At 73.2% G+C, this 18,489-nt stretch carries 17 protein-coding genes and 2 tRNA genes; 5 read left to right on the top strand and 14 right to left on the bottom strand.

Features of this window, described 5'->3' with window-relative positions:
- Positions 1-28 precede the first annotated feature (28 nt).
- From ACFWEG_RS22615 to pgsA, 7 genes are all read right to left on the bottom strand, one after another.
- Positions 29-817: a YebC/PmpR family DNA-binding transcriptional regulator gene (locus ACFWEG_RS22615; RefSeq protein WP_387218047.1), complete on the bottom strand. Its 789-nt coding sequence runs from the start codon at positions 815-817 to the stop codon at positions 29-31.
- Between the two features lie 54 nt (positions 818-871).
- Positions 872-1,468: a pyridoxal 5'-phosphate synthase glutaminase subunit PdxT gene (gene pdxT / locus ACFWEG_RS22610; RefSeq protein WP_387218044.1), complete on the bottom strand. Its 597-nt coding sequence runs from the start codon at positions 1,466-1,468 to the stop codon at positions 872-874.
- Between the two features lie 7 nt (positions 1,469-1,475).
- Positions 1,476-2,399: a pyridoxal 5'-phosphate synthase lyase subunit PdxS gene (pdxS, locus tag ACFWEG_RS22605; protein ID WP_387218041.1), complete on the bottom strand. Its 924-nt coding sequence runs from the start codon at positions 2,397-2,399 to the stop codon at positions 1,476-1,478.
- Between the two features lie 81 nt (positions 2,400-2,480).
- Positions 2,481-3,026, bottom strand: a complete 546-nt coding sequence (locus ACFWEG_RS22600; RefSeq protein WP_387218038.1) for a hypothetical protein — start codon at positions 3,024-3,026, stop codon at positions 2,481-2,483.
- A gap of 129 nt (positions 3,027-3,155) precedes the next feature.
- A complete protein-coding gene (locus ACFWEG_RS22595; protein ID WP_387218035.1) occupies positions 3,156-4,316 on the bottom strand; it encodes a glycosyltransferase family 4 protein in 1,161 nt (386 codons plus the stop codon).
- The gene (locus tag ACFWEG_RS22590; protein ID WP_387218050.1) at positions 4,313-5,218 is read right to left on the bottom strand and encodes a phosphatidylinositol mannoside acyltransferase; all 906 of its coding nucleotides are present in this window, start codon (positions 5,216-5,218) and stop codon (positions 4,313-4,315) included. The genes ACFWEG_RS22595 and ACFWEG_RS22590 overlap by 4 nt, the downstream gene beginning before the upstream one ends.
- 116 nt (positions 5,219-5,334) lie before the next feature.
- Positions 5,335-5,991, bottom strand: coding sequence for a phosphatidylinositol phosphate synthase (pgsA, locus tag ACFWEG_RS22585; protein ID WP_387218032.1), 657 nt, complete (start codon positions 5,989-5,991; stop codon positions 5,335-5,337).
- Positions 5,992-6,498: 507 nt separating this feature from the next.
- On the opposite strand from pgsA, the gene ACFWEG_RS22580 reads away from it, so the two are divergent.
- On the top strand, positions 6,499-8,160 hold the full coding sequence (locus ACFWEG_RS22580) for a hypothetical protein (RefSeq protein WP_387218029.1): 1,662 nt from the start codon (positions 6,499-6,501) through the stop codon (positions 8,158-8,160).
- Between the two features lie 24 nt (positions 8,161-8,184).
- Here ACFWEG_RS22580 and ACFWEG_RS22575 read toward each other — a convergent pair whose 3' ends face one another.
- Positions 8,185-8,745 (bottom strand): HIT family protein, encoded by a 561-nt coding sequence (locus ACFWEG_RS22575; RefSeq protein WP_387218026.1) that lies wholly within the window; start codon positions 8,743-8,745, stop codon positions 8,185-8,187.
- Between the two features lie 67 nt (positions 8,746-8,812).
- Here ACFWEG_RS22575 and ACFWEG_RS22570 point away from each other — a divergent pair, with 67 nt between their 5' ends.
- Entirely contained in the window at positions 8,813-9,502 is a 690-nt protein-coding gene (locus ACFWEG_RS22570; RefSeq protein WP_387218023.1) for a potassium channel family protein, read from the top strand.
- A gap of 29 nt (positions 9,503-9,531) precedes the next feature.
- Here ACFWEG_RS22570 and thrS read toward each other — a convergent pair whose 3' ends face one another.
- From thrS to ACFWEG_RS22555, 3 genes are all read right to left on the bottom strand, one after another.
- A complete protein-coding gene (gene thrS, locus ACFWEG_RS22565; RefSeq protein ID WP_387218020.1) occupies positions 9,532-11,508 on the bottom strand; it encodes a threonine--tRNA ligase in 1,977 nt (658 codons plus the stop codon).
- A gap of 118 nt (positions 11,509-11,626) precedes the next feature.
- Positions 11,627-12,868 carry a hypothetical protein gene (locus ACFWEG_RS22560; protein WP_387218017.1) on the bottom strand — a complete coding sequence of 414 codons (1,242 nt, stop codon included), beginning with the start codon at positions 12,866-12,868 and terminating at the stop codon, positions 11,627-11,629.
- A complete protein-coding gene (locus ACFWEG_RS22555; protein ID WP_387218014.1) occupies positions 12,865-13,431 on the bottom strand; it encodes a DUF4365 domain-containing protein in 567 nt (188 codons plus the stop codon). The genes ACFWEG_RS22560 and ACFWEG_RS22555 overlap by 4 nt, the downstream gene beginning before the upstream one ends.
- 149 nt (positions 13,432-13,580) lie before the next feature.
- On the opposite strand from ACFWEG_RS22555, the gene ACFWEG_RS22550 reads away from it, so the two are divergent.
- Positions 13,581-14,309: a 3'-5' exonuclease gene (locus tag ACFWEG_RS22550; protein ID WP_387218011.1), complete on the top strand. Its 729-nt coding sequence runs from the start codon at positions 13,581-13,583 to the stop codon at positions 14,307-14,309.
- A gap of 50 nt (positions 14,310-14,359) precedes the next feature.
- On the opposite strand, the gene ACFWEG_RS22545 is transcribed toward ACFWEG_RS22550, so the two are convergent.
- Positions 14,360-14,431 (bottom strand) — tRNA-Val (locus ACFWEG_RS22545).
- Between the two features lie 279 nt (positions 14,432-14,710).
- Between ACFWEG_RS22545 and ACFWEG_RS22540 the strand changes: the two genes are divergently transcribed.
- Positions 14,711-17,137 carry an SCO7613 C-terminal domain-containing membrane protein gene (locus tag ACFWEG_RS22540; RefSeq protein ID WP_387218008.1) on the top strand — a complete coding sequence of 809 codons (2,427 nt, stop codon included), beginning with the start codon at positions 14,711-14,713 and terminating at the stop codon, positions 17,135-17,137.
- A 50-nt stretch (positions 17,138-17,187) separates the two neighbouring features.
- Here ACFWEG_RS22540 and ACFWEG_RS22535 read toward each other — a convergent pair.
- Positions 17,188-17,259: transfer RNA gene (locus tag ACFWEG_RS22535), tRNA-Val, on the bottom strand.
- Positions 17,260-17,325: 66 nt separating this feature from the next.
- Entirely contained in the window at positions 17,326-17,781 is a 456-nt protein-coding gene (locus ACFWEG_RS22530) for a TIGR02611 family protein (protein WP_387218005.1), read from the bottom strand.
- Between the two features lie 190 nt (positions 17,782-17,971).
- Between ACFWEG_RS22530 and ACFWEG_RS22525 the strand changes: the two genes are divergently transcribed.
- The gene (locus tag ACFWEG_RS22525) at positions 17,972-18,385 is read left to right on the top strand and encodes an SsgA family sporulation/cell division regulator (protein ID WP_003987206.1); all 414 of its coding nucleotides are present in this window, start codon (positions 17,972-17,974) and stop codon (positions 18,383-18,385) included.
- The last annotated feature ends 104 nt before the right edge of the window (positions 18,386-18,489 follow it).

Raw genomic sequence — 18,489 nt, 5'->3', positions numbered from 1 at the left:
CCCGGCTTGTAGGTGGCTTTGAGCTGGGTCAGGATCGGCTCGGTGGTGCCGCCCATGACGACGTACTCGCGTTCGTCTTCGCCATGACGTCGTCGGAGACGTCGAAGTTGGCGAAGACGTTCTGCACGTCGTCGCTGTCCTCCAGGGCGTCGATCAGCTTGAAGATCTTGCGCGCCCCCTCCTCGTCCAGCTCGACCTGCATGGTCGGCACGAAGCTGGAGTCGGCCGAGTCGTAGTCGACACCGGCCTCCTGGAGCGCGGTGCGGACGGCGACCAGGTCGGTGGCCTCGCTGATGACCTCGAAGCTCTCACCGAGGTCGTTGACCTCCTCGGCGCCCGCCTCCAGGACCGTCTCCAGGACGTCGTCCTCGGTCAGCTCGCCCTTGGGCAGCACGACGACGCCCTTGCGGTGGAACAGGTACGACACCGAGCCCGGGTCGGCCATGGAGCCGCCGTTGCGGGTCATCGCGACGCGCACGTCGGAGGCCGCGCGGTTGCGGTTGTCGGTGAGGCACTCGATGAGCACGGCGACGCCGTTGGGCCCGTAGCCCTCGTACATGATCGTCTCGTAGTCGGCGCCGCCGGCCTCCAGGCCCGCGCCGCGCTTGACGGCCGAGTCGATGTTCTTGTTCGGGACCGAGCTCTTCTTGGCCTTCTGGATGGCGTCGAAGAGGGTCGGGTTACCGGACACGTCCGCGCCGCCGGTGCGGGCCGCCACCTCGATGTTCTTGATCATCTTGGCGAAGAGTTTGCCGCGCTTGGCGTCGATCACGGCCTTCTTGTGCTTGGTGGTAGCCCATTTAGAGTGGCCGGACATCGCCAGCTCCTTACAACGTCGCCGATGGAATTGAACAGACGAGATCCTACCGGCCTACTCCGCCCGGACCGCGCGGACCATCGCCACGAACAGCTCGTGGAGCCGGTGGTCGCCGGTCAGCTCCGGGTGGAACGACGTGGCGAGCGCGTTGCCCTGCCGGACGGCGACGATGTGGCCGTCGTGCTCGGCGAGCACCTCGACGGACGCGCCGACCGACTCGACCCAGGGGGCGCGGATGAAGACGCCGTCCACGGGCGAGGCGACGCCGCGGACCTCGACGGCCGCCTCGAAGGACTCGTTCTGCCGGCCGAAGGCGTTGCGGCGGACGATCATGTCGATGCCGCCGACGGTCTCCTGACCGGATCGGGGGTCGAGGATCTTCTCCGCCAGCAGGATGAGCCCGGCGCAGGTGCCGTAGACGGGCATCCCGGCGCGGACCCGCTCGCGCAGCGGCTCCATGAGGCCGAAGAGGACGGCCAGCTTGGAGATGGTGGTGGACTCGCCGCCGGGGATGACCAGGCCGTCGACCTCGGCGAGCTCTTCGGGGCGCCTGACGGGCCTGGCCACGGCGTCGGCCGTGGCCAGGGCCACCAGGTGCTCCCGTACGTCGCCCTGGAGGGCCAGGACGCCGATCACAGGAGTGTCGCTCATGGCTGCGTTACCAACCCCGGTTGGCGTAGCGCTCGGCCTCGGGCAGGGTGTCGCAGTTGATGCCGACCATGGCCTCGCCGAGGTTGCGGGAGGCGTCCGCGATGACCTTCGGGTCGTCGAAGAAGGTGGTGGCCTTCACGATCGCGGCGGCGCGCTTGGCCGGGTCGCCGGACTTGAAGATGCCGGAGCCGACGAAGACGCCCTCGGCGCCGAGCTGCCGCATCAGGGCCGCGTCCGCGGGGGTGGCGACACCGCCGGCGGAGAACAGCACGACGGGGAGCTTGCCGAGCTCGGCGACCTCCTTGACCAGCTCGTAGGGGGCGCGCAGGTCCTTGGCGGCGGCGTAGAGCTCGTTGTTGTCGAAGCCGCGCAGTTTGGCGATCTCGTTCTTGATCTGGCGCAGGTGGCGGACGGCCTCGACGACGTTGCCGGTGCCGGCCTCGCCCTTGGAGCGGATCATCGCCGCGCCCTCGGCGATGCGGCGCAGGGCCTCGCCCAGGTTGGTGGCGCCGCAGACGAAGGGGGTGGTGAAGGCGAACTTGTCGCTGTGGTTGACCTCGTCGGCCGGGGTGAGGACCTCGGACTCGTCGATGTAGTCCACGCCGAGCGACTGCAGGACCTGGGCCTCGACGAAGTGGCCGATGCGGGACTTGGCCATCACGGGGATGGAGACCGCGCCGATGATCTCCTCGATCATGTTCGGGTCGGACATCCGGGCCACGCCGCCGTCCTTGCGGATGTCGGCGGGGACCCGCTCCAGGGCCATGACGGCGACCGCGCCGGCGTCCTCGGCTATCTTCGCCTGCTCGGCGTCGACCACGTCCATGATCACGCCGCCCTTGAGCTGCTCGGCCATGCCGCGCTTGACGCGGGCGGTACCGATCGCGGAGTTCTCGGCGGACGGGGCGGCGGTGGACTGCGTGCTGGACACGGATGGACCTCACTGGAAGGAAGGGGGGACGTACCTCAGTGAGGAAACCTCCCCCGACCAGTCCACTGCAAGGGCCAATACTCAGGCGGTGGCTCGTTCTGAGAGCAGCACGGGCGGCTCGTCGTCCATCTCGAAGGCCAGCGGGAAGGGCGCGTGCCCCGCGAGCCGGAACCAGCGGACCGTGCGGTGGCGGCGCAGCGCCCGGGTGGCCCGCACCGAGTCGTTGTGGAACCGGCGGGCCATCGGCACCCGGCGCACGGCCGCGCCCAGCTCGGTGAGCGCCTGCTCGCCGCCGGGGGCCTCGCGGACCGCGTCGAGCTGCGCCGGGTCCCCGAAGACGGCCTTGAGCGCCTGGCTCAGCTCGCTCTCGGCGACCTCGCGCTGGTCCTCGTCGGCCTGCCGGGCGGCGTGGGCCGACTCGTACAGGACGATCGAGGCGGCCGGGTCGAGGTATCCGGAGGTGGCGAGCTCCTGGGCGACGGACGCCCGGCGCAGGAGCTGGGCGTCGAGGGCCGCGCGGGAGGCGTCGATCCGGGCGTGCAGGCGGTCGAGGCGGCCGGCCGTCCAGCTGAGGTAGAGGCCGATCGCCACCAGGGCGACGAGGGTCCAGATCAGGGTTGCGGTCACGGGCGGCAAGGCTACCGGGGCGGCGGCTGTCCGGTGGCCGCCGGGCTCGCCCGGGGGCGGGCCGTGGGGCGGACTCACGGGCGCACCCGCGGGCGGGCCGTGGGGGCCTGGGAGCCGCCCGCCGCGCGGTCAGTCCCGGACCAGTCCCAGCCGCGCCCGCAGCCCCGTCCGCTCGTCGGCCGCGACCGCCGCGGCCCCGTCGGCGACCGTCTCGTACACCGACAGGATGTCCGCGCCGACCGTCGACCAGTCGAAGCGGCGCACGTGCGCGCTGCCGCGCTCCCGCAGCTCCTCCCGGCGCGGGGCGTCGCCGAGCAGGGCGACGGCGGCGGTGGCGAGCGCGTCGGCGTCCTCGTTGGCGAACAGCTCGCCGGCCGCGCCCTGGTCGAGGACCTGGGCGAACGCGTCGAGGTCGGCGGCGAGGACGGGCGCACCGGCCGACAGCGCCTCGACGAGGATGATCCCGAAGCTCTCGCCGCCGGTGTTCGGCGCCACGTAGACGTCGACGCTGCGCAGCAGCCGCGCCTTGTCCTCGTCGCTGACCATCCCGAGGAACTCCACGCGGTCGCGCAGCTCGGTGGGGAGTCCCGCGACGGCCTCCTTCTCGTCGCCGCGGCCGGCCACGAGCAGCCGGGTGTCCGGGCGCTCGGCGAGGATCCTCGGCAGCGCCCTCATCAGCACCGGCAGGCCCTTGCGCGGCTCGTCGATCCGCCCGATGAAGCCGATCGTGCCGCCCTGCCACTCCGGCCGGGGCTCGGCCCGGGCGAAGAAGTCGACGTCGACGCCGTTGGGGATGACCACCGCGTCCCCGCCGAGGTGCTCGACGAGGGTGCGGCGGGCGTACTCGCTGACCGCGATCCGGGCGCTGATCTTCTCGAGGGCCGGCTGCAGGATCGGGTACGCGGCGATCATCGCCCGCGACCGCGGGTTGGAGGTGTGGAAGGTCGCCACGATCGGCCCCTGCGCGGCCCAGCAGGCCAGCAGCCCGAGGGACGGCGAGGCCGGCTCGTGGATGTGGATGACGTCGAAGCGGCCGTCGGCCAGCCAGCGGCGGACCCGGGCCGCGGACAGGAACCCGAAGTTCAGCCGCGCCACCGAGCCGTTGTACGGCACGGGCACCGCGCGGCCCGACGAGGCCACGTAGTCCGGCAGCGGGGTGTCGTCGTCGGCGGGCGCGAGGACGGACACCTCGTGGCCGAGGCGGATCAGGTGCTCGGCGAGGTCGCGGATGTGGAACTGGACCCCGCCGGGGACGTCCCAGGAGTAGGGGCAGACGATGCCGATTCTCATGGGCGGCGCTCTTCCAGGTCGGCGAGCCAGAGACGTTGCAGCATGTGCCAGTCCTCCGGGTGGTCGGCGATGCCCTCGGCGAAGGCGTCGGCCATCGCCTGTGTCATCACGGACGTCTTCTCGGCCCTCCTGCCTGACTCGGGCACGGGGACGGGCGCGTGGACGCGGGCCCGCATGACGGGGCCGTCGAACCACAGGGTGACCGGGAGGAGGGCCGCCCCGGTCTGCTGGGCGAGCAGCGCGGGCCCGCCCGGCATCCGGGTGGCCTCGCCGAAGAACGTCACCTCGGTGCCGGACGCCGACAGGTCGCGGTCGGCGACCAGGCAGATCAGCCCGCCGGCCCGCAGCCGGCGGGCGAGGGTCCCGAAGGCGGTGCCGCCGGTGTGCGGGAGCACCTCCATGCCGAGGCTCTCCCGGTAGGCGACGAACCGGTCGTAGAGCGTCTCGGGCTTGAGCCGCTCGGCGACCGTCGTGAAGGGCACGCCGAGTTCGGTGGTCACCCACGCCCCGGCCAGGTCCCAGTTGCCCAGGTGCGGCAGCGCGATGACGACGCCCTTGCCGGCGTCGAGGGCGTCGGTCAGGTGGTGCAGCTCCTGGACCACCACCCCCTCGCGGATCCGCTCCTCGCTCCAGGACGGCAGCCGGAAGGACTCCATCCAGTAGCGCAGGTACGACCGCATGCCCGCGCGGGACAGCTCCGCGAGCCGCTCGGGACCGGCGTCGGGCACCACCCGGGCGAGGTTGGCCTCCAGGCGCAGCACCCCGGTGCCGCGCTTCTTCCAGGCGGCGTCCGCGATGGCCCGGCCGAGCCGCTGGGCGACGGGCTCCGGGAGCTTCTTGACGGTGCTCCAGCCCAGCCCGTACAGCGCGTCGGAGAGCCGCTCGCGGGGTGAGGTGCGCACCGGGTCGGCGACGGCCGGCGCGTTCGCGCGGGCGGGGACGGAGGCCTGTGCGGGCGGCGCGTCGGGGGCGTCCGGTACGGCGTCGGCCGCGGATCCGCCCGCGCGCTCGGCGGCCGTCACTGGGCGGCCTCGCTGCCCCGTGCGGCCTCGGCCTCGGCGGACTCCCGGCGGATGGTCACGACCCGCTGGCCGAGCGTCACCGCGCTGCCGACGGCGACCACCCACAGGGCGATCGGCAGCAGCACCTCGACGAACGGCACCCCGAACGCGTGCAGTCCGGCGACACCGGCAGCGACCAGGGTGATCACCAGCCGCTCGGCCCGCTCGATCAGCCCGTTGACGGCGACCGGCAGCCCGATCGACTCGCCGCGGGCCTTGGTGTACGACACGACCTGGCCGCTGGCGAGGCAGAAGATCGCCACCGCGCACAGCATGGTGTTCTCGCCGCCGGCGGCGTACCACAGGGCGATGCCGCCGAAGATCGCCGCGTCGGCGACCCGGTCGAGCGTGGAGTCCAGGAACGCGCCCCAGGGGCTGGAGGTGCCCGCCTGGCGGGCCATGTTGCCGTCGACGAGGTCGGAGAACACGAACAGGGTGATGACGATCGTGCCCCAGAAGAACTCCCCGAGGGGGAAGAAGACCAGCGCGCCCGCCACCACGCCGGCGGTGCCGACCAGGGTGACCGCGTCGGGGCTCACCCCGCGGCGGAGCAGGAACGAGGCGAACGGCGTGAGGACACGCGTGAAAAACGCACGCGCGTACTTGTTCAGCATGGCCTTCCCGAGGGGTCGGTGGCCGCGCGGCCCCGCTGGCCGTCGGCGGGCCCATCGTAGCCACGACCCACCGGCCGCCCTCGAAGCAGCCCCGGCGCCGTCGGGTGGCGTCCGACGTATGGACGCCGGGACGCAGCGGTGCCAAGCTCGGTCCGGGGCCGGTCGGCCACGATCCGCCGGCCCGGCCCCACCAACGCCGGCGCCCGCGCCGCCCCCAGGCCCCCGCGCCCTGCCCCACGGAACGGGCCGTTTCAGCCGTTCCCACCTGCGCCACGAACCCGCGCCGCCCCGCGCCGCCGCCCGGCTGCGCGAGCGGGAGCAGCACCGGGAGGCCGTCTGACGAACCGTCCGTGCGCCGGCGCCGTGCTCCCGTGCGCGGACGGCATTCGGCCGTCCGCCGACACGCCCGGCGCGCCCCGGATACGCTGTCGGCACTGCTCAACAGGTGTGCGCAGGGCGGAAGTCGGGAATGTGCCGCAGCGGCGCAAGTGCGGCGGCGAGGGGGCTGTGGTGACCACGAACGAGACATTCGACTTCAGGCCGGGGGCCCAGGTGCCGCTCACCGGCTCCGCGGGGCAGACGGCCGCCACCCATGCGCTGGCCTCGGCGGCCTACCGCGACGACAAGGTGACCAAGATCCTCGACGCCGACAACGACTGGCACAAGTCGAAGGTCACCAAGGGCGCCTTCTCGATCTTCGAGCCCAACCTCGGCGAGGCCTTCTCCCGGGCCGTGCAGGTCAGGATGCTCGGCGGGGCCCGCAAACCGCTCATCCAGTCCTTCGGCACCGAGCCGCAGGCCGTCGTCGAGCACTGCCTGGCCGCGACCAACATCCGCAAGGAGCGCGACCGGACCCTCACCCTCATCACCCTCCTCTGCGGCCTGCTGTTCCTGCCGGGCGCGGCGGTCTGGCTGGCCGCCTTCCAGATCAAGCGCACCCTCGCCAAGGTCGAGGACAAGCGCACCTCCGCCTTCGGCTCGGCGGTCGTGGTCGCCGTCGGGGCGCTGGTGGTGATCTTCCTCTGGAAGATCCCCTTCACCGGCTTCTGGGCGCTCTACGCCCGAGCCAGCGTGATCGCCCCCGTCATCGGCTGGTGGCTGGCCAAGCAGGTGTGCGAGCGCTACGCACGCGACCTGCGGGCCCGCTGGGCGAGCCTGCTCACCGGCGGCGGCGTCGGCGCCAAGATCCCCGAGGCGGTCCCGCAGGACCCCAACCAGACCTCCGCCGAGGACCTGCGGCAGAACCTCGCCCGGCTCAGCGCCGAGCAGCAGTCCAACTCCGTCTTCTACGCCGGGGCCAAGGGCGTGCTCGGCATGGGCACCCGCTGGGGCAACTGGGTCCTCGCCGAGGAGCTGACCCCCCGCGACCCCGACAAGGAGATCAACCCCTTCCGCAGCTGGGACGTCATACGCGTCATCCACGACCAGCTCCGGCTCCTGGAGCGCGGCCCGCTGCACACCGGCGGCTTCACGCCCCCCTCGATACGCCACTGGATCGTCTCCCCCGTCGGCGAGGGCGCCACCGAGGTCAGCCGCCCGAGCGGCACCGACGTCAGCGCCTACCAGATCCGCGGCCACGAGATACAGCGGATCTGCAACGAGCAGCAGTTCGGCGCCGGCGACCGGCACTACCTGGGCGTGCAGTTCACCCTCTGGGGCGGCCAGCTCGTCATCACCATGATGATCACCGTGACCGTGCTGCACCAGACGCTCCGCGTCGAGGTCACCGGCCACGCGCTCGGCCCCGTCCACGGGCTCTTCACCACCCCGCCGGCCGCGAAGACCATCGAGGTCTCCAAGACCATTCGCTTCTGGGAGACCACCGAGCGGCACCTCGCCCTGATCGACTCCGACGAGGTGGTGCGGCTCGCCGTCCGCGCCCCGTTCACCTGGTACCCGCCGGTCCTGGACCACCTCGGCGGCAAGCTGACCCTGCCCGAGCCGTTCGGGCTGCGCCACTCCTGGGCCGCCCAGCCCTGGGGCAACCGCTTCATGACCGACGACGTGCTCCGCACCGCCACGCCCGTGCTGCGCGTGGTCCACTCCGCGACGATCAAGCTGCTCGCGGAGAACGGCGTCGACGTCGACCGCTTCGGCACCCGCTCGTCGCTCCTGAGCACCCTGGTCCAGGACGCGAGCCCGCGGAAGGCGGACCTGTACGACGCCTGAGGCGCCGTCCGGCCGGCCGCCGCGTCAGACCCGCGGCCAGGCCTGGGCCAGCATCGCCCGGGTGTCGCCGAGCAGCTGCGGCAGGATCTTGGTGTGGCCGACCACCGGCATGAAGTTGGTGTCCCCGCCCCAGCGGGGCACCACGTGCTGGTGCAGGTGCGCGGCGATCCCCGCGCCCGCCACCGTGCCCTGGTTCAGCCCGATGTTGAACCCGTGCGCCCCCGACGCCTGCCGCAGCGCGGTCATCGCCTGCTTCGTGAGCCGGGCCAGCTCCGCCGTCTCGGCGTCGTCCAGCTCCGTGTAGTCGGCGACGTGCCGGTAGGGCACCACCATCAGGTGGCCGCCGTTGTACGGGTAGAGGTTGAGCACCGCGTAGACGCGCTCGCCGCGCGCGAGCACGAGGCCGTCCTCGTCCGACTTCGACGGGATGGAGCAGAACGGGCAGTTGTCCCCGGCGCCCGGGCCGGTCGGCTTGTTCTCGCCCTGGATGTAGGCCATCCGGTGGGGGGTCCACAGGCGCTGGAAGGCGTCCTGGATCCCGACTCCGATCTGCTGCTCCGGCTCACTGGTCATGCTGTGCAGCATAAGACGTGACCCGGACGGACCGTGTCGCCGGGGCGGGACGCCCGGGGGCGGCCGTGATGCTGGTCGGATGACCCGACCCCGCCCCGCCGACGCCGGATCCGCCCCGCACCGCCTCACCGCCTGGGAGCACCGCACGGAGATCCCGCTCGGGGTCGCCTCGGTGCTGTTCCTCGCCGCCTACGCCGTGCGGGTCCTCGCCCACGACCTGCCGTCCGCCTGGCGCGACCTGTGCCTCGCCGTCACCCTCGCGACCTGGGCGGCGTTCGTCGTGGACTACGCGGTCCGCTGCCGGCTGAGCGGCCGAGCCTCGCGGTTCGTCCGCACCCGCCCGCTCGACCTGCTCGTCGTGCTCCTGCCGCTGCTCCGGCCCCTGCGCTTCGTGCACGTCTACGACGTCCTGCAGCAGCGGCGGGAGCGGCCCCGGGTGAACCTCTACGCCCGGGTCGGCTCGTACGCCGGGCTCACCACCGCGCTGCTCGCCTTCGCGGGCGCGCTCACCGTCTACCAGGCCGAGCGCGGAGCGCCCGGCGCCAGCATCCGCACCTTCGGCGACGCGGTCTGGTGGACCTGCGCCACGCTCGCCACGGTGGGCTACGGGGACGTCGTCCCGGTCACCCCGCTCGGCCGGGTGGCGGCGGTGGCCCTGATGGCGTGCGGCCTCGCACTCCTCGGCGCGGTGACCGGGTCGTTCGCCTCCTGGCTGCGGGAGGTCTTCACCCGGGAGGAAGACCGCACGGAACGGCCCCCTGAAGGCTGAGCCTCCCGGGGGCCGCGGCCTGCCTCAGGTCACACCTGGACGCGGCGCTCCACCACGTCGACCAGCTTCGCCAGCGCCTGGTCGCGCGGGATGCCGTTCTCCTGCGAGCCGTCGCGGTAGCGGAAGGAGACCGTGCCGGCGTTCATGTCCTCGTCGCCGACGAGGATCATGAAGGGAGTCTTGAGCTTCTGGTGGTTGCGGATCTTCTTCTGCATCCGGTCCGAGGACGCGTCCACCTCGACCCGCAGCCCCAGCTTCTTCGCCTCGGCCGCGAAGTCCTGGAGGTACTCGACGTGCGAGTCCCCGATCGGGATGCCGACCGCCTGCACCGGGGCCAGCCACGCCGGGAACGCCCCCGCGTAGTGCTCCAGGAGGACGGCGAAGAACCGCTCGATCGAGCCGAACAGCGCACGGTGGATCATCACCGGCCGCTGCTTGGACCCGTCCGGACCGGTGTACTCCAGGTCGAACCGCTCCGGCAGGTTGAAGTCCAGCTGGACCGTGGACATCTGCCAGGTCCGGCCGATCGCGTCCTTCGCCTGGACGGAGATCTTCGGGCCGTAGAAGGCCGCGCCGCCCGGGTCGGGCACGAGGGGAAGGCCCTGCTTCTCGGCGACCTGCTGGAGCGTCGCGGTCGCCTCCTCCCACGCCTCGTCGGACCCGACGAACTTCTCCGGGTCCTTGGTGGACAGCTCCAGGTAGAAGTCGTCGAGGCCGTAGTCCCGCAGCAGGTTCAGGACGAACGTGAGGGTCTTGTCCAGCTCGTCCGCCATCTGCTCGCGGGTGCAGTAGATGTGCGCGTCGTCCTGGGTGAAGCCCCGCGCGCGGGTGAGACCGTGCACGACGCCGGACTTCTCGTAGCGGTACACGGTCCCGAACTCGAAGAGCCGCAGCGGCAGTTCACGGTACGAACGGCCGCGCGCGTCGAAGACCAGGTTGTGCATGGGGCAGTTCATGGGCTTGAGGTAGTAGTCCACGCCCTCGTCGAGCTGCATGGGCGGGTACATGCCGTCGGCGTACCAGTCCAGGTGGCCCGAGGTCTCGAACAGCTTCCCCTTGGTCGCGTGGGGGGTGTAGACGAACTCGTACCCCTCCTCCTCGTGCCGGCGGCGCGAGTAGTCCTCCATCACCCGGCGGACGATGCCGCCCTTGGGGTGGAAGATCGCGAGGCCCGACCCGATCTGCTCCGGGATCGAGAACAGGTCCAGCTCGTTGCCGAGCTTGCGGTGGTCCCGCTTCTCCGCCTCCGCGAGGAAGTCGAGGTGCGCCTTCAGCTCGTCCTTGGTCGGCCACGCGGTGCCGTAGATCCGCTGGAGCTGCTTGTTCTTCTCGCTCCCCCGCCAGTACGCCGCCGCGTTGCGCATCAGCTTGAACGCCGGGATGTTGCGGGTGCTGGGCAGGTGCGGACCCCGGCAGAGGTCCTTCCAGGTCAGCTCGCCGCTCCGCGAGTCGATGTTGTCGTAGATGGTCAGCTCGCCGCCGCCCACCTCGACGTCCGCGCCGTCGTCGGAGGACGCCGAGCCCTTGATGCCGATGAGCTCCAGCTTGTACGGCTCGTCCGCCAGCTCCTCGCGCGCGGCCTCGTCGGTGACCACCCGGCGGGCGAACTTCTGACCCCGCTTCTGGATCTCCTGCATCTTCTTCTCGATGGCCTTGAGATCCTCGGGCGTGAACGGCCTGTCCACGTCGAAGTCGTAGTAGAAGCCGTCCTTGACCGGCGGGCCGATGCCCAGCTTGGCCTCGGGGAAGAGCTCCTGGACGGCCTGCGCCATGACGTGCGCGGTCGAGTGGCGCAGGATGTTCAGCCCGTCCTCGGACGAGATGACGACCGGCTCGACCTCCTCGCCGTCGACGAGGACGTAGGCCAGGTCCTTCAGCTCACCGCCGACCTTCGCGGCGATGATCGAGCGGTCGTCGGAGAAGACGTCGGCGGCCGTCGTGCCCGGCGTCACCACACGCTCTTCCCGCTCGGAATCGCGATGGATGAACACACGGACGTCTGACACCGGTCTCTCCTACCTGCACGGGGATCGCGCGACTCTTACCGCGCGGACTGGGGGAATCGTACCGAGCCGCGGGGGTGCCCCGCGAAACGGTTACGGCGCTCCGGGAAGGTCCCCGCCCTCACTCCTGCCCCGCGCACTCCCCCGGGCTCTCGGCTGCGCCCGAGCAGGGGGTGCCCCCTGCCTCGAAGAAGTCCATGTTCTCGTGCAGCGCCTTCATCAGCCGGTCCCGCTCCGTCTCGTCGACCTGCACCGGCACCACCCCGTACGCGTCCGCCAGCCGCCGGAACCCGCCACGGGCCTCGAGGCGTCCGTGCACGCGTATCGGGAGGCCGACCAGGTGGGCGTGGCCGGCGATCCGGTAGGAATCCTCGTCGAGCACCATCCGCACCTGCGGCACGTCCGCCCCGGCGAGCACCCGCAGCCGTACGGTCCCGGGCCCGCGCGGCTCCGGGCGGCGCAGTCCGATCACGGCCCCGGTGACCCGCACCGGGAGCGACGGCTCGTCGCGCACGTACCGGGCGGCGGCCGCGCGCAGGGCGGGCAGGTCGCCGGGCGAGAACTCGACCGGCTCGGGCCGGGCAGCACACCCGTCCGGCACGCCGGGGACGGGGGCCCACTCCAGGGTGATGCCCGCACCCTGCGAGCCGCGGACGAGCGCGACGACGGCCTCGACCAGCTCGTGGCAGACTCCGGCCCCGACCGCCGCGTCGAACGCCTCCATCCCGCCGGCCGCCCGCTGGTAGTCGACGGCCTCGCGGGTGGCGTGCAGCGCGTGGTGCAGCCGGACGACGAGCGCGCGACCGCCCGCGACCGGCACGTACGCGGCGAGCCGGCGGCCGCCGGGGGTGGGGCCGACGAGGACGTCGTCGAGCAGCATCTCGGCCTGTCTGCGGTGGCGGCTGCCGTGGTAGCCGACCTGGCCGCGGACGGCGAGCGCGGCGGCCAGGAGCATCCGGCGGGCGGCGGAGCGGAGCCGCTCCTGCTCGGTCCAGGAGGCCGCGCCGCTCGCGGGCCCCTCGGGGACGGCCCGCTCCCAGCGGATGACGTCGCTCGGGACCGTCAGCGAGACGAGGACCTCGCGGGCCGAGGGCGCGGCGCTGCGGCGCAGTGCGGTGAGGGCCTCGGCGAGCAGGTCGTCGCAGTCGGGGAAGGCGCGGCTGACGGGGACGAGCAGCGAGGTGCCGCCGCCGGGTCCCGGCGGGGTCCAGCGGGCGTACCGCCCGGGGGCGCCGCCGTGCCGCTGCCAGCCGTGGCGCTCCAGGAGCGCGCCGAGGACGGCCGGGTCGGGCCGGTCGTCGGCGGGCGGGGCGTCCGCGCAGGGGTGCGGGCGTACGGGGTCGTCGGCGGGCCGGAAGGTCATGGCGCGCCTCCCGCGCCGATCCGGTTCATGATGCCGCGCAGCGCCCGGTCGTCGAAGACGTTGGCGGTGGGGACGCGCACGGTGGTGCGGTGGCGGCCGGTGACGGGGTGTCCGGCGAGGTCGACCCAGTAGCAGCAGTGGCGCAGGTAGAGGCTGTCGTGCGAGGCGCACAGCCAGGCGTCGGGGGTGCGGGGCACGAGCATCACCACCAGGATCTTGTGGACCGCGACCGGGGTGCGGGCGAGCTTCAGCAGGTGCGGGTTGTCGAGCGTGAAGGAGAACGCGGCGCCGGGCGGGCGGGGCGCGATCTGGTAGGTGCACTTGAGCTGGATCTTGATGGTGACCTCGTCGTCCACGGTGTGCCCGGGGGCGCTGTGGCTGACGTGCCAGTCGATGCCGTTGTCCGGGAAGGGCTGCGAGAGGGAGCAGCCGGCGGCGGCCGCGACGGCGTGCAGGTAGCCGACCTGGAGGGTTTCCATGCAGGCGGTGATGGCGAGTGAGCCGCGCGGCGGGGCTGTCCGCTCCGGTAGGAGCCCACCCGGTTCGGGCTGAGTGAGCGCCATGGCTCTTGCGCCTTCCGGGCCTTGCGTTTCGCTTGCTTCCAACTGTGTTGTCTCCGCCCCGCGTACGGCGCAAACGGCCCGGGTATCACCTGCTCGGGCAGCGTGCGGGACGCCGACTGCCCAGTGGGCACGAGGAATTCGGGGACGACATGACGTGCTGGTACGAAGGACCCCTTGCCGCTTTCGACACCGAGACCACCGGCGTGGACGTGGAGGAGGACCGCATCGTGTCCGCCGCCCTCGTCGTCCAGGACGCGGCGGGCATGCGCCCGCGGGCGATCCGCTGGCTGGTCAACCCGGGTATCCCGGTGCCGCCGTCCGCGACCGCGGTGCACGGGCTGACGGACACTCACCTGCAGCTGAACGGGCGCTGGCCGGCGCCGGTGATGGAGGAGATAGGGCGGGCGCTCGCCGAGCAGTGCGCGGCGGGCCGGCCGCTGGTCGTGATGAACGCGCCGTTCGACCTGACGCTCCTGGACCGGGAGTTGCGGCGCCACCGGGCCTCGTCGCTCTCGCGCTACCTGGAGAACAGGTCGCTGTGCGTCCTGGATCCGCGGGTGCTCGACAGGCACCTGGACCGCTACCGCAAGGGCCGGCGCACGCTGAGCGACCTGTGCGAGACGTACGGGATACCGCTGGACGCGGCGCACGACGCGGCGGCGGACGCGACCGCGTCGCTGGAGCTGGTGCGCGCGGTGGGCCGGCGGTTCGCCGTGCGGCTGGAGCGCCTCTCGGCGGCGGAGCTGCACTCGCTGCAGGCGATGTGGCACGCGGCCCAGGCACGCGGCCTGCAGGCGTGGTTCACGAAGAACGGCACTCCGGAGGCGGTCGACCCGGCGTGGCCGCTGCGGCCGGACATCCCGGCGCAGGCGGCCTGAGCGGACGCACGAGGCCCGGTCCTCGCGGAGGACCGGGCCTGGTGTCCGGGTGGGCGATACTGGGTTCGAACCAGTGACCTCTTCGGTGTGAACGAAGCGCTCTCCCACTGAGCTAATCGCCCGGGAACGGACTGAACCTTACAGCCCTCCGCGGGGTTCGTTCAAACCGCTTGCAGCCGCGCCGCGAGCCCGCGCCGCATCATCCAGGCGTGGTGGGCGAGGAAGAAGGGCCGGCCGGGGAGCGGCAGGCGCCGCATCAGCGGCGCGCGGACCTCGTCCCGCTGCTCGTGGGGCGCCCGTGTCCCGAGCGGGACGGGTCCGTGCGGGCGGTCCGCGGTACTCAGGGCGAGCTGAGTACCCGACCCGATTCGGGGCCGCCGGGGCGGCAGGACACTCGGCCCATGACCCAGACCCCGCCCCCGGCCGAGGAACTCCGGCTGATCGACGCCGAGCTGTGGCGGCTCGACGCCCGGCGCGCGCAGTTGCTGACCCGTCGCGGCCAGCTGCTGCACCTGCTGCACGCGACCCCGCCGGCGCCCCGCCCGGTCCTCGCTCCGCGCCCTTCGGAGACCTCGCCGCGCGGGGCCCGGAACGTGCTCCTCGCCCTCGGCGGCGCCCTGCTCACGGTCGCCGCGCTCGCCTTCACCCTGCTCAGCTGGGGCGACCTCGGCATCGGCGGCCGGGCCGCGGTCCTCGGCACGGTGACGGCCCTCGTCCTCACCGCCCCCGCCGCCGTCCTGCGCCGCGGTCTGACGGCGACCGCGGAGTCCCTGGCCGCGCTCGGCCTCGCCCTGACCGTCCTCGACGCCTACGCCCTGCACCGCGCCGCGCTGCCGGGCGTGGACGGCCTTGCCTACGCCGCCGTCGCGGCCGCCGTCCTGGCCGCCGGCTGGGGCGCGTACGCCCGCCTGCTGCCCGCTCTGCGCGGGCCCGGCCCGGCGGCGGTGGTCGCGGCCCAGTTCCCGCTGCTCCTCGCCACCGCGGCCGCCGGGGCCCGCCCCGCGACGGTGGCGGCGGCTCTGCTCGTGACGGCCGCGCTCGACGCGGCGGCCGTCGTCGCCCTCGGCCCCGCCGGTCCGACGGCCGGTGGTCCGGAGCGGGCGCGGGAGGAGGCGCGCGGGGCGTCCGCGACGCTCCGGGCGACGGCCGCGGTGGCCGGCTGCATCGCGGGCGGCCTCGGGCTACTCGTCGCCCTGGAGCTGTCCCTCACGGCCGGCACCCCGCTCGCGGCCGCGCTGCCGGGCTGCCTCCTGCTGTTCGCGGCCGTGACGGCCGCCGTCGTCGCCCACCGGCTCCGCCTGGCCTGGCCCGCGGTGATCGCCGGCCTCTCCTTCGTCGCAGCGGCCGGTGGTGTGCTGCGTCCCGGCGTCCCCGGCGCCTGGGCGGTCCCCGGTTACCTCCTCAGCGGCCTCGCCCTGCTCGCGGTCCTCCGCTCCCCCCTGCCGCGCCCCGTACGAGGCGGCCTCCTGACCGCCTCGGCCCTCACCCAGGCCGCGGCGGCGCTCTGGGCGGCCCCGGTGGTGGCGGGCTCCCTGCTGGGCCCGCTGACGGGCCTCGAAGCCGTCTGGTCCGCTCCGACGGGCCCGGTGCGCGACGCCCTGGACACGGACCTGCCGTGGTCGGTCCTCGCGACGGCTCCCCTGCTCCTTGCCGCACTGGCGATCGCGGCCCGGCCGACCGTGGCCGCCCTGGCCGGGGGCGACGACCGGAGCCAGGCCGGCAACGTCATCGCCCTGACGCTCGCCTGGGCCACGGTCCTGACGCTCCCGTACGCCCTCGCCCTGCACCTCGCCCCCGCGCTCGTGCTGTTCCTCGCGCTGACCGCCGCCACCGCCGGCACGGGCGTCCTCCTCGACCGCCGGTCCCCCGCCACCGCTCCGACCACCACCCTTCTGACCCTCGCCGGGCTCACCGCCTCGACAGCGGCCCTCGCCTCTCTGGGTTCGCGGACGGCCTCCCTCACCACGCTGCCCGTGCTGCCCGCGCTGGCCGTCGCCACCGCCGTCGCCGTCCGTCCCGGCGTCGCCCGGCAGGTCGCGGCCTGCGCGGCGGTGGTGACGGCCACCGGGCTCGCCGGTGCCGCGGGCGCCGGCGCGGGGCTGGCGGCCCATGCGACCGGCGTCGTCGTCCTCTCGGTCCCCGCGGTCGTCGCCGTCGTCGCGGCCCGGCTGCGCACCCCGCTGCCCGCCGTGGAGCTCACGGCGGGTGCGGCGGGGGCGGTGTCGATCGCCCTCGCGTCGACGCACGCGCCGACCCTCGCGCTGGTCCTCGCCCTGTGCGGCGTCCTCTGCGCCGGCACCGCGCTGCGCCCCGACCGCCGGCCCGTCGGGTACGCCGCGGCCGTGCTGTTCGTGCTGGCCACCTGGGCCCGGCTCGCCGCCTCAGACGTCACGGTGCCCGAGGCGTACACCCTGCCGGTGACCGTCCCGGCCCTGCTGGTCGGCCGGCTCAGGCGCCGCCGGGACCCGGCGGCCTCCTCCTGGCCGGCCTACGGCCCGGGCCTCGCCGCGACGCTGCTGCCGAGTCTGCTCGCGGTCCTGGGCGACGCCGGGTGGCAGCGCCCGCTGCTCCTCGGCCTCGCGGCCCTCGGGCTCACCCTGCTGGGCGCGCACCACCGCCTGCAGGCCCCGCTCGTGCTCGGCGCGACCGCCCTCGCCGCCGTCGCCCTGCACGAGCTGGCCCCGTACCTGGTGCAGGTCGTGGACGCGGCTCCCCGCTGGCTGCCGCCCGCCCTCGCCGGCCTCCTGCTGCTCGGCGTGGGCGCGACCTACGAGCGGAGGCTGCGCGAGGCGCGCCGGATCGTGGCCTCGGTGGGGCGGATGCGCTGAGACGCGGAAAGGCCCGCGGACTCGACGAGTCCGCGGGCCATCCGTCCGGGTGGGCGATACTGGGTTCGAACCAGTGACCTCTTCGGTGTGAACGAAGCGCTCTCCCACTGAGCTAATCGCCCGGGCGCAGGCAGAACATTACCGCATGTCAGCGGGTGCCCCGTCCGCCGCCGACGGCTCCGGTCCCCCTACGCGCCGGCCTTCCAGGGCATGACCATGCCGAACTGCCACAGGTACCAGCCGACGAGCGCCGCCGTGATGACGAGGCCGACCGTCAGCAGGACGGTGTTCCGCCGCCGCACCTTGGGGTCCATGGCCCGGTGGGCCGCCTCCCTGACCTTGCGCTTGGTCCAGCGGAGCACGAGCTGCGCCCAGGCGAACTCGGTCGCCCAGATCGCGAGGCCGGCGAAGATGACGACCCAGCCCGGGCCGGGCAGCACCAGCATCGCGACCCCGGCCCCGACCACCGCGAGGCCGACGACGAAGACGCCGACCTGCCAGCTGAGGTGGAGCGTCCGTCTGGCCTTGATGAAGTCCGGCGCCTTCGAGCCCAGCGGCCGCTGGGCCGCGTACTCGTCCCCCGTCGCGGGCTCGGGGACCGTGTCCACGGCCACCTTCGATCGCCCGTCACTCTCCGCGTTCATGGTCACAAAACTACCCGACCCCCTCACGTCACCGAAATGGCTCTGAAGAACGAATCCGCACTCCTCCATCCGAAGGACCCGAAGAGCCACAAATGGGTCAGAGGGGTTTACAACGCCACCGTAGGTGGCATGTCGATTTCGCCGACGTGCGAATCCCCGAGCGCACACTGAGCGAAAGGCCCTGGCGCTTATGAACACCACGGTCAGCTGCGAGCTGCACCTGCGCCTCGTTGTGTCGAGCGAGTCGTCACTGCCTGTACCCGCAGGTCTGCGGTACGACACGGCCGATCCCTACGCCGTGCATGCCACCTTCCACACCGGAGCCGAGGAGACCGTCGAGTGGGTCTTCGCCCGCGATCTCCTCGCCGAGGGTCTGCACCGACCCACCGGCACCGGTGACGTCAGAGTCTGGCCGTCCCGGAGCCACGGCCAGGGTGTCGTCTGCATCGCCCTCAGCTCACCGGAGGGCGAGGCCCTGCTCGAGGCGCCCGCGAGGGCCCTGGAGTCGTTCCTGAAGAGGACCGACGCCGCCGTGCCACCGGGCACCGAGCACCGTCATTTCGATCTCGACACGGAGCTGTCGCACATCCTGGCCGAGAACTGACCAGAATCCACAGCTTCTCCGCACCGTCCGACTCGGGGCGACGGTGCGGGCCCCCACAGGCCCTGCGCCCGTGACACCGGTGCCGCCGCCGCGGAGCAGTCCGC

The organism is Streptomyces sp. NPDC060194 (assembly GCF_042728285.1).
Taxonomy (GTDB): domain Bacteria; phylum Actinomycetota; class Actinomycetes; order Streptomycetales; family Streptomycetaceae; genus Streptomyces.
This window is presented reverse-complemented; position numbering and strand designations above follow the sequence as displayed.

What these genes read in the sequence shown, in the direction of transcription:
- pdxT (WP_387218044.1), bottom strand. Translation starts at nt 1,468, where the DNA reads ATGAGCGACACTCCTGTGATCGGCGTCCTGGCCCTCCAGGGCGACGTA.
- ACFWEG_RS22595 (WP_387218035.1), bottom strand. Translation starts at nt 4,316, where the DNA reads ATGAGAATCGGCATCGTCTGCCCCTACTCCTGGGACGTCCCCGGCGGG.
- ACFWEG_RS22615 (WP_387218047.1), bottom strand. Translation starts at nt 817, where the DNA reads ATGTCCGGCCACTCTAAATGGGCTACCACCAAGCACAAGAAGGCCGTG.
- ACFWEG_RS22530 (WP_387218005.1), bottom strand. Translation starts at nt 17,781, where the DNA reads ATGAACGCGGAGAGTGACGGGCGATCGAAGGTGGCCGTGGACACGGTC.
- ACFWEG_RS22550 (WP_387218011.1), top strand. Translation starts at nt 13,581, where the DNA reads ATGACGTGCTGGTACGAAGGACCCCTTGCCGCTTTCGACACCGAGACC.
- ACFWEG_RS22570 (WP_387218023.1), top strand. Translation starts at nt 8,813, where the DNA reads ATGACCCGACCCCGCCCCGCCGACGCCGGATCCGCCCCGCACCGCCTC.
- pgsA (WP_387218032.1), bottom strand. Translation starts at nt 5,991, where the DNA reads ATGCTGAACAAGTACGCGCGTGCGTTTTTCACGCGTGTCCTCACGCCG.
- ACFWEG_RS22525 (WP_003987206.1), top strand. Translation starts at nt 17,972, where the DNA reads ATGAACACCACGGTCAGCTGCGAGCTGCACCTGCGCCTCGTTGTGTCG.
- ACFWEG_RS22560 (WP_387218017.1), bottom strand. Translation starts at nt 12,868, where the DNA reads ATGACCTTCCGGCCCGCCGACGACCCCGTACGCCCGCACCCCTGCGCG.
- ACFWEG_RS22555 (WP_387218014.1), bottom strand. Translation starts at nt 13,431, where the DNA reads ATGGCGCTCACTCAGCCCGAACCGGGTGGGCTCCTACCGGAGCGGACA.
- ACFWEG_RS22540 (WP_387218008.1), top strand. Translation starts at nt 14,711, where the DNA reads ATGACCCAGACCCCGCCCCCGGCCGAGGAACTCCGGCTGATCGACGCC.
- ACFWEG_RS22575 (WP_387218026.1), bottom strand. Translation starts at nt 8,745, where the DNA reads ATGCTGCACAGCATGACCAGTGAGCCGGAGCAGCAGATCGGAGTCGGG.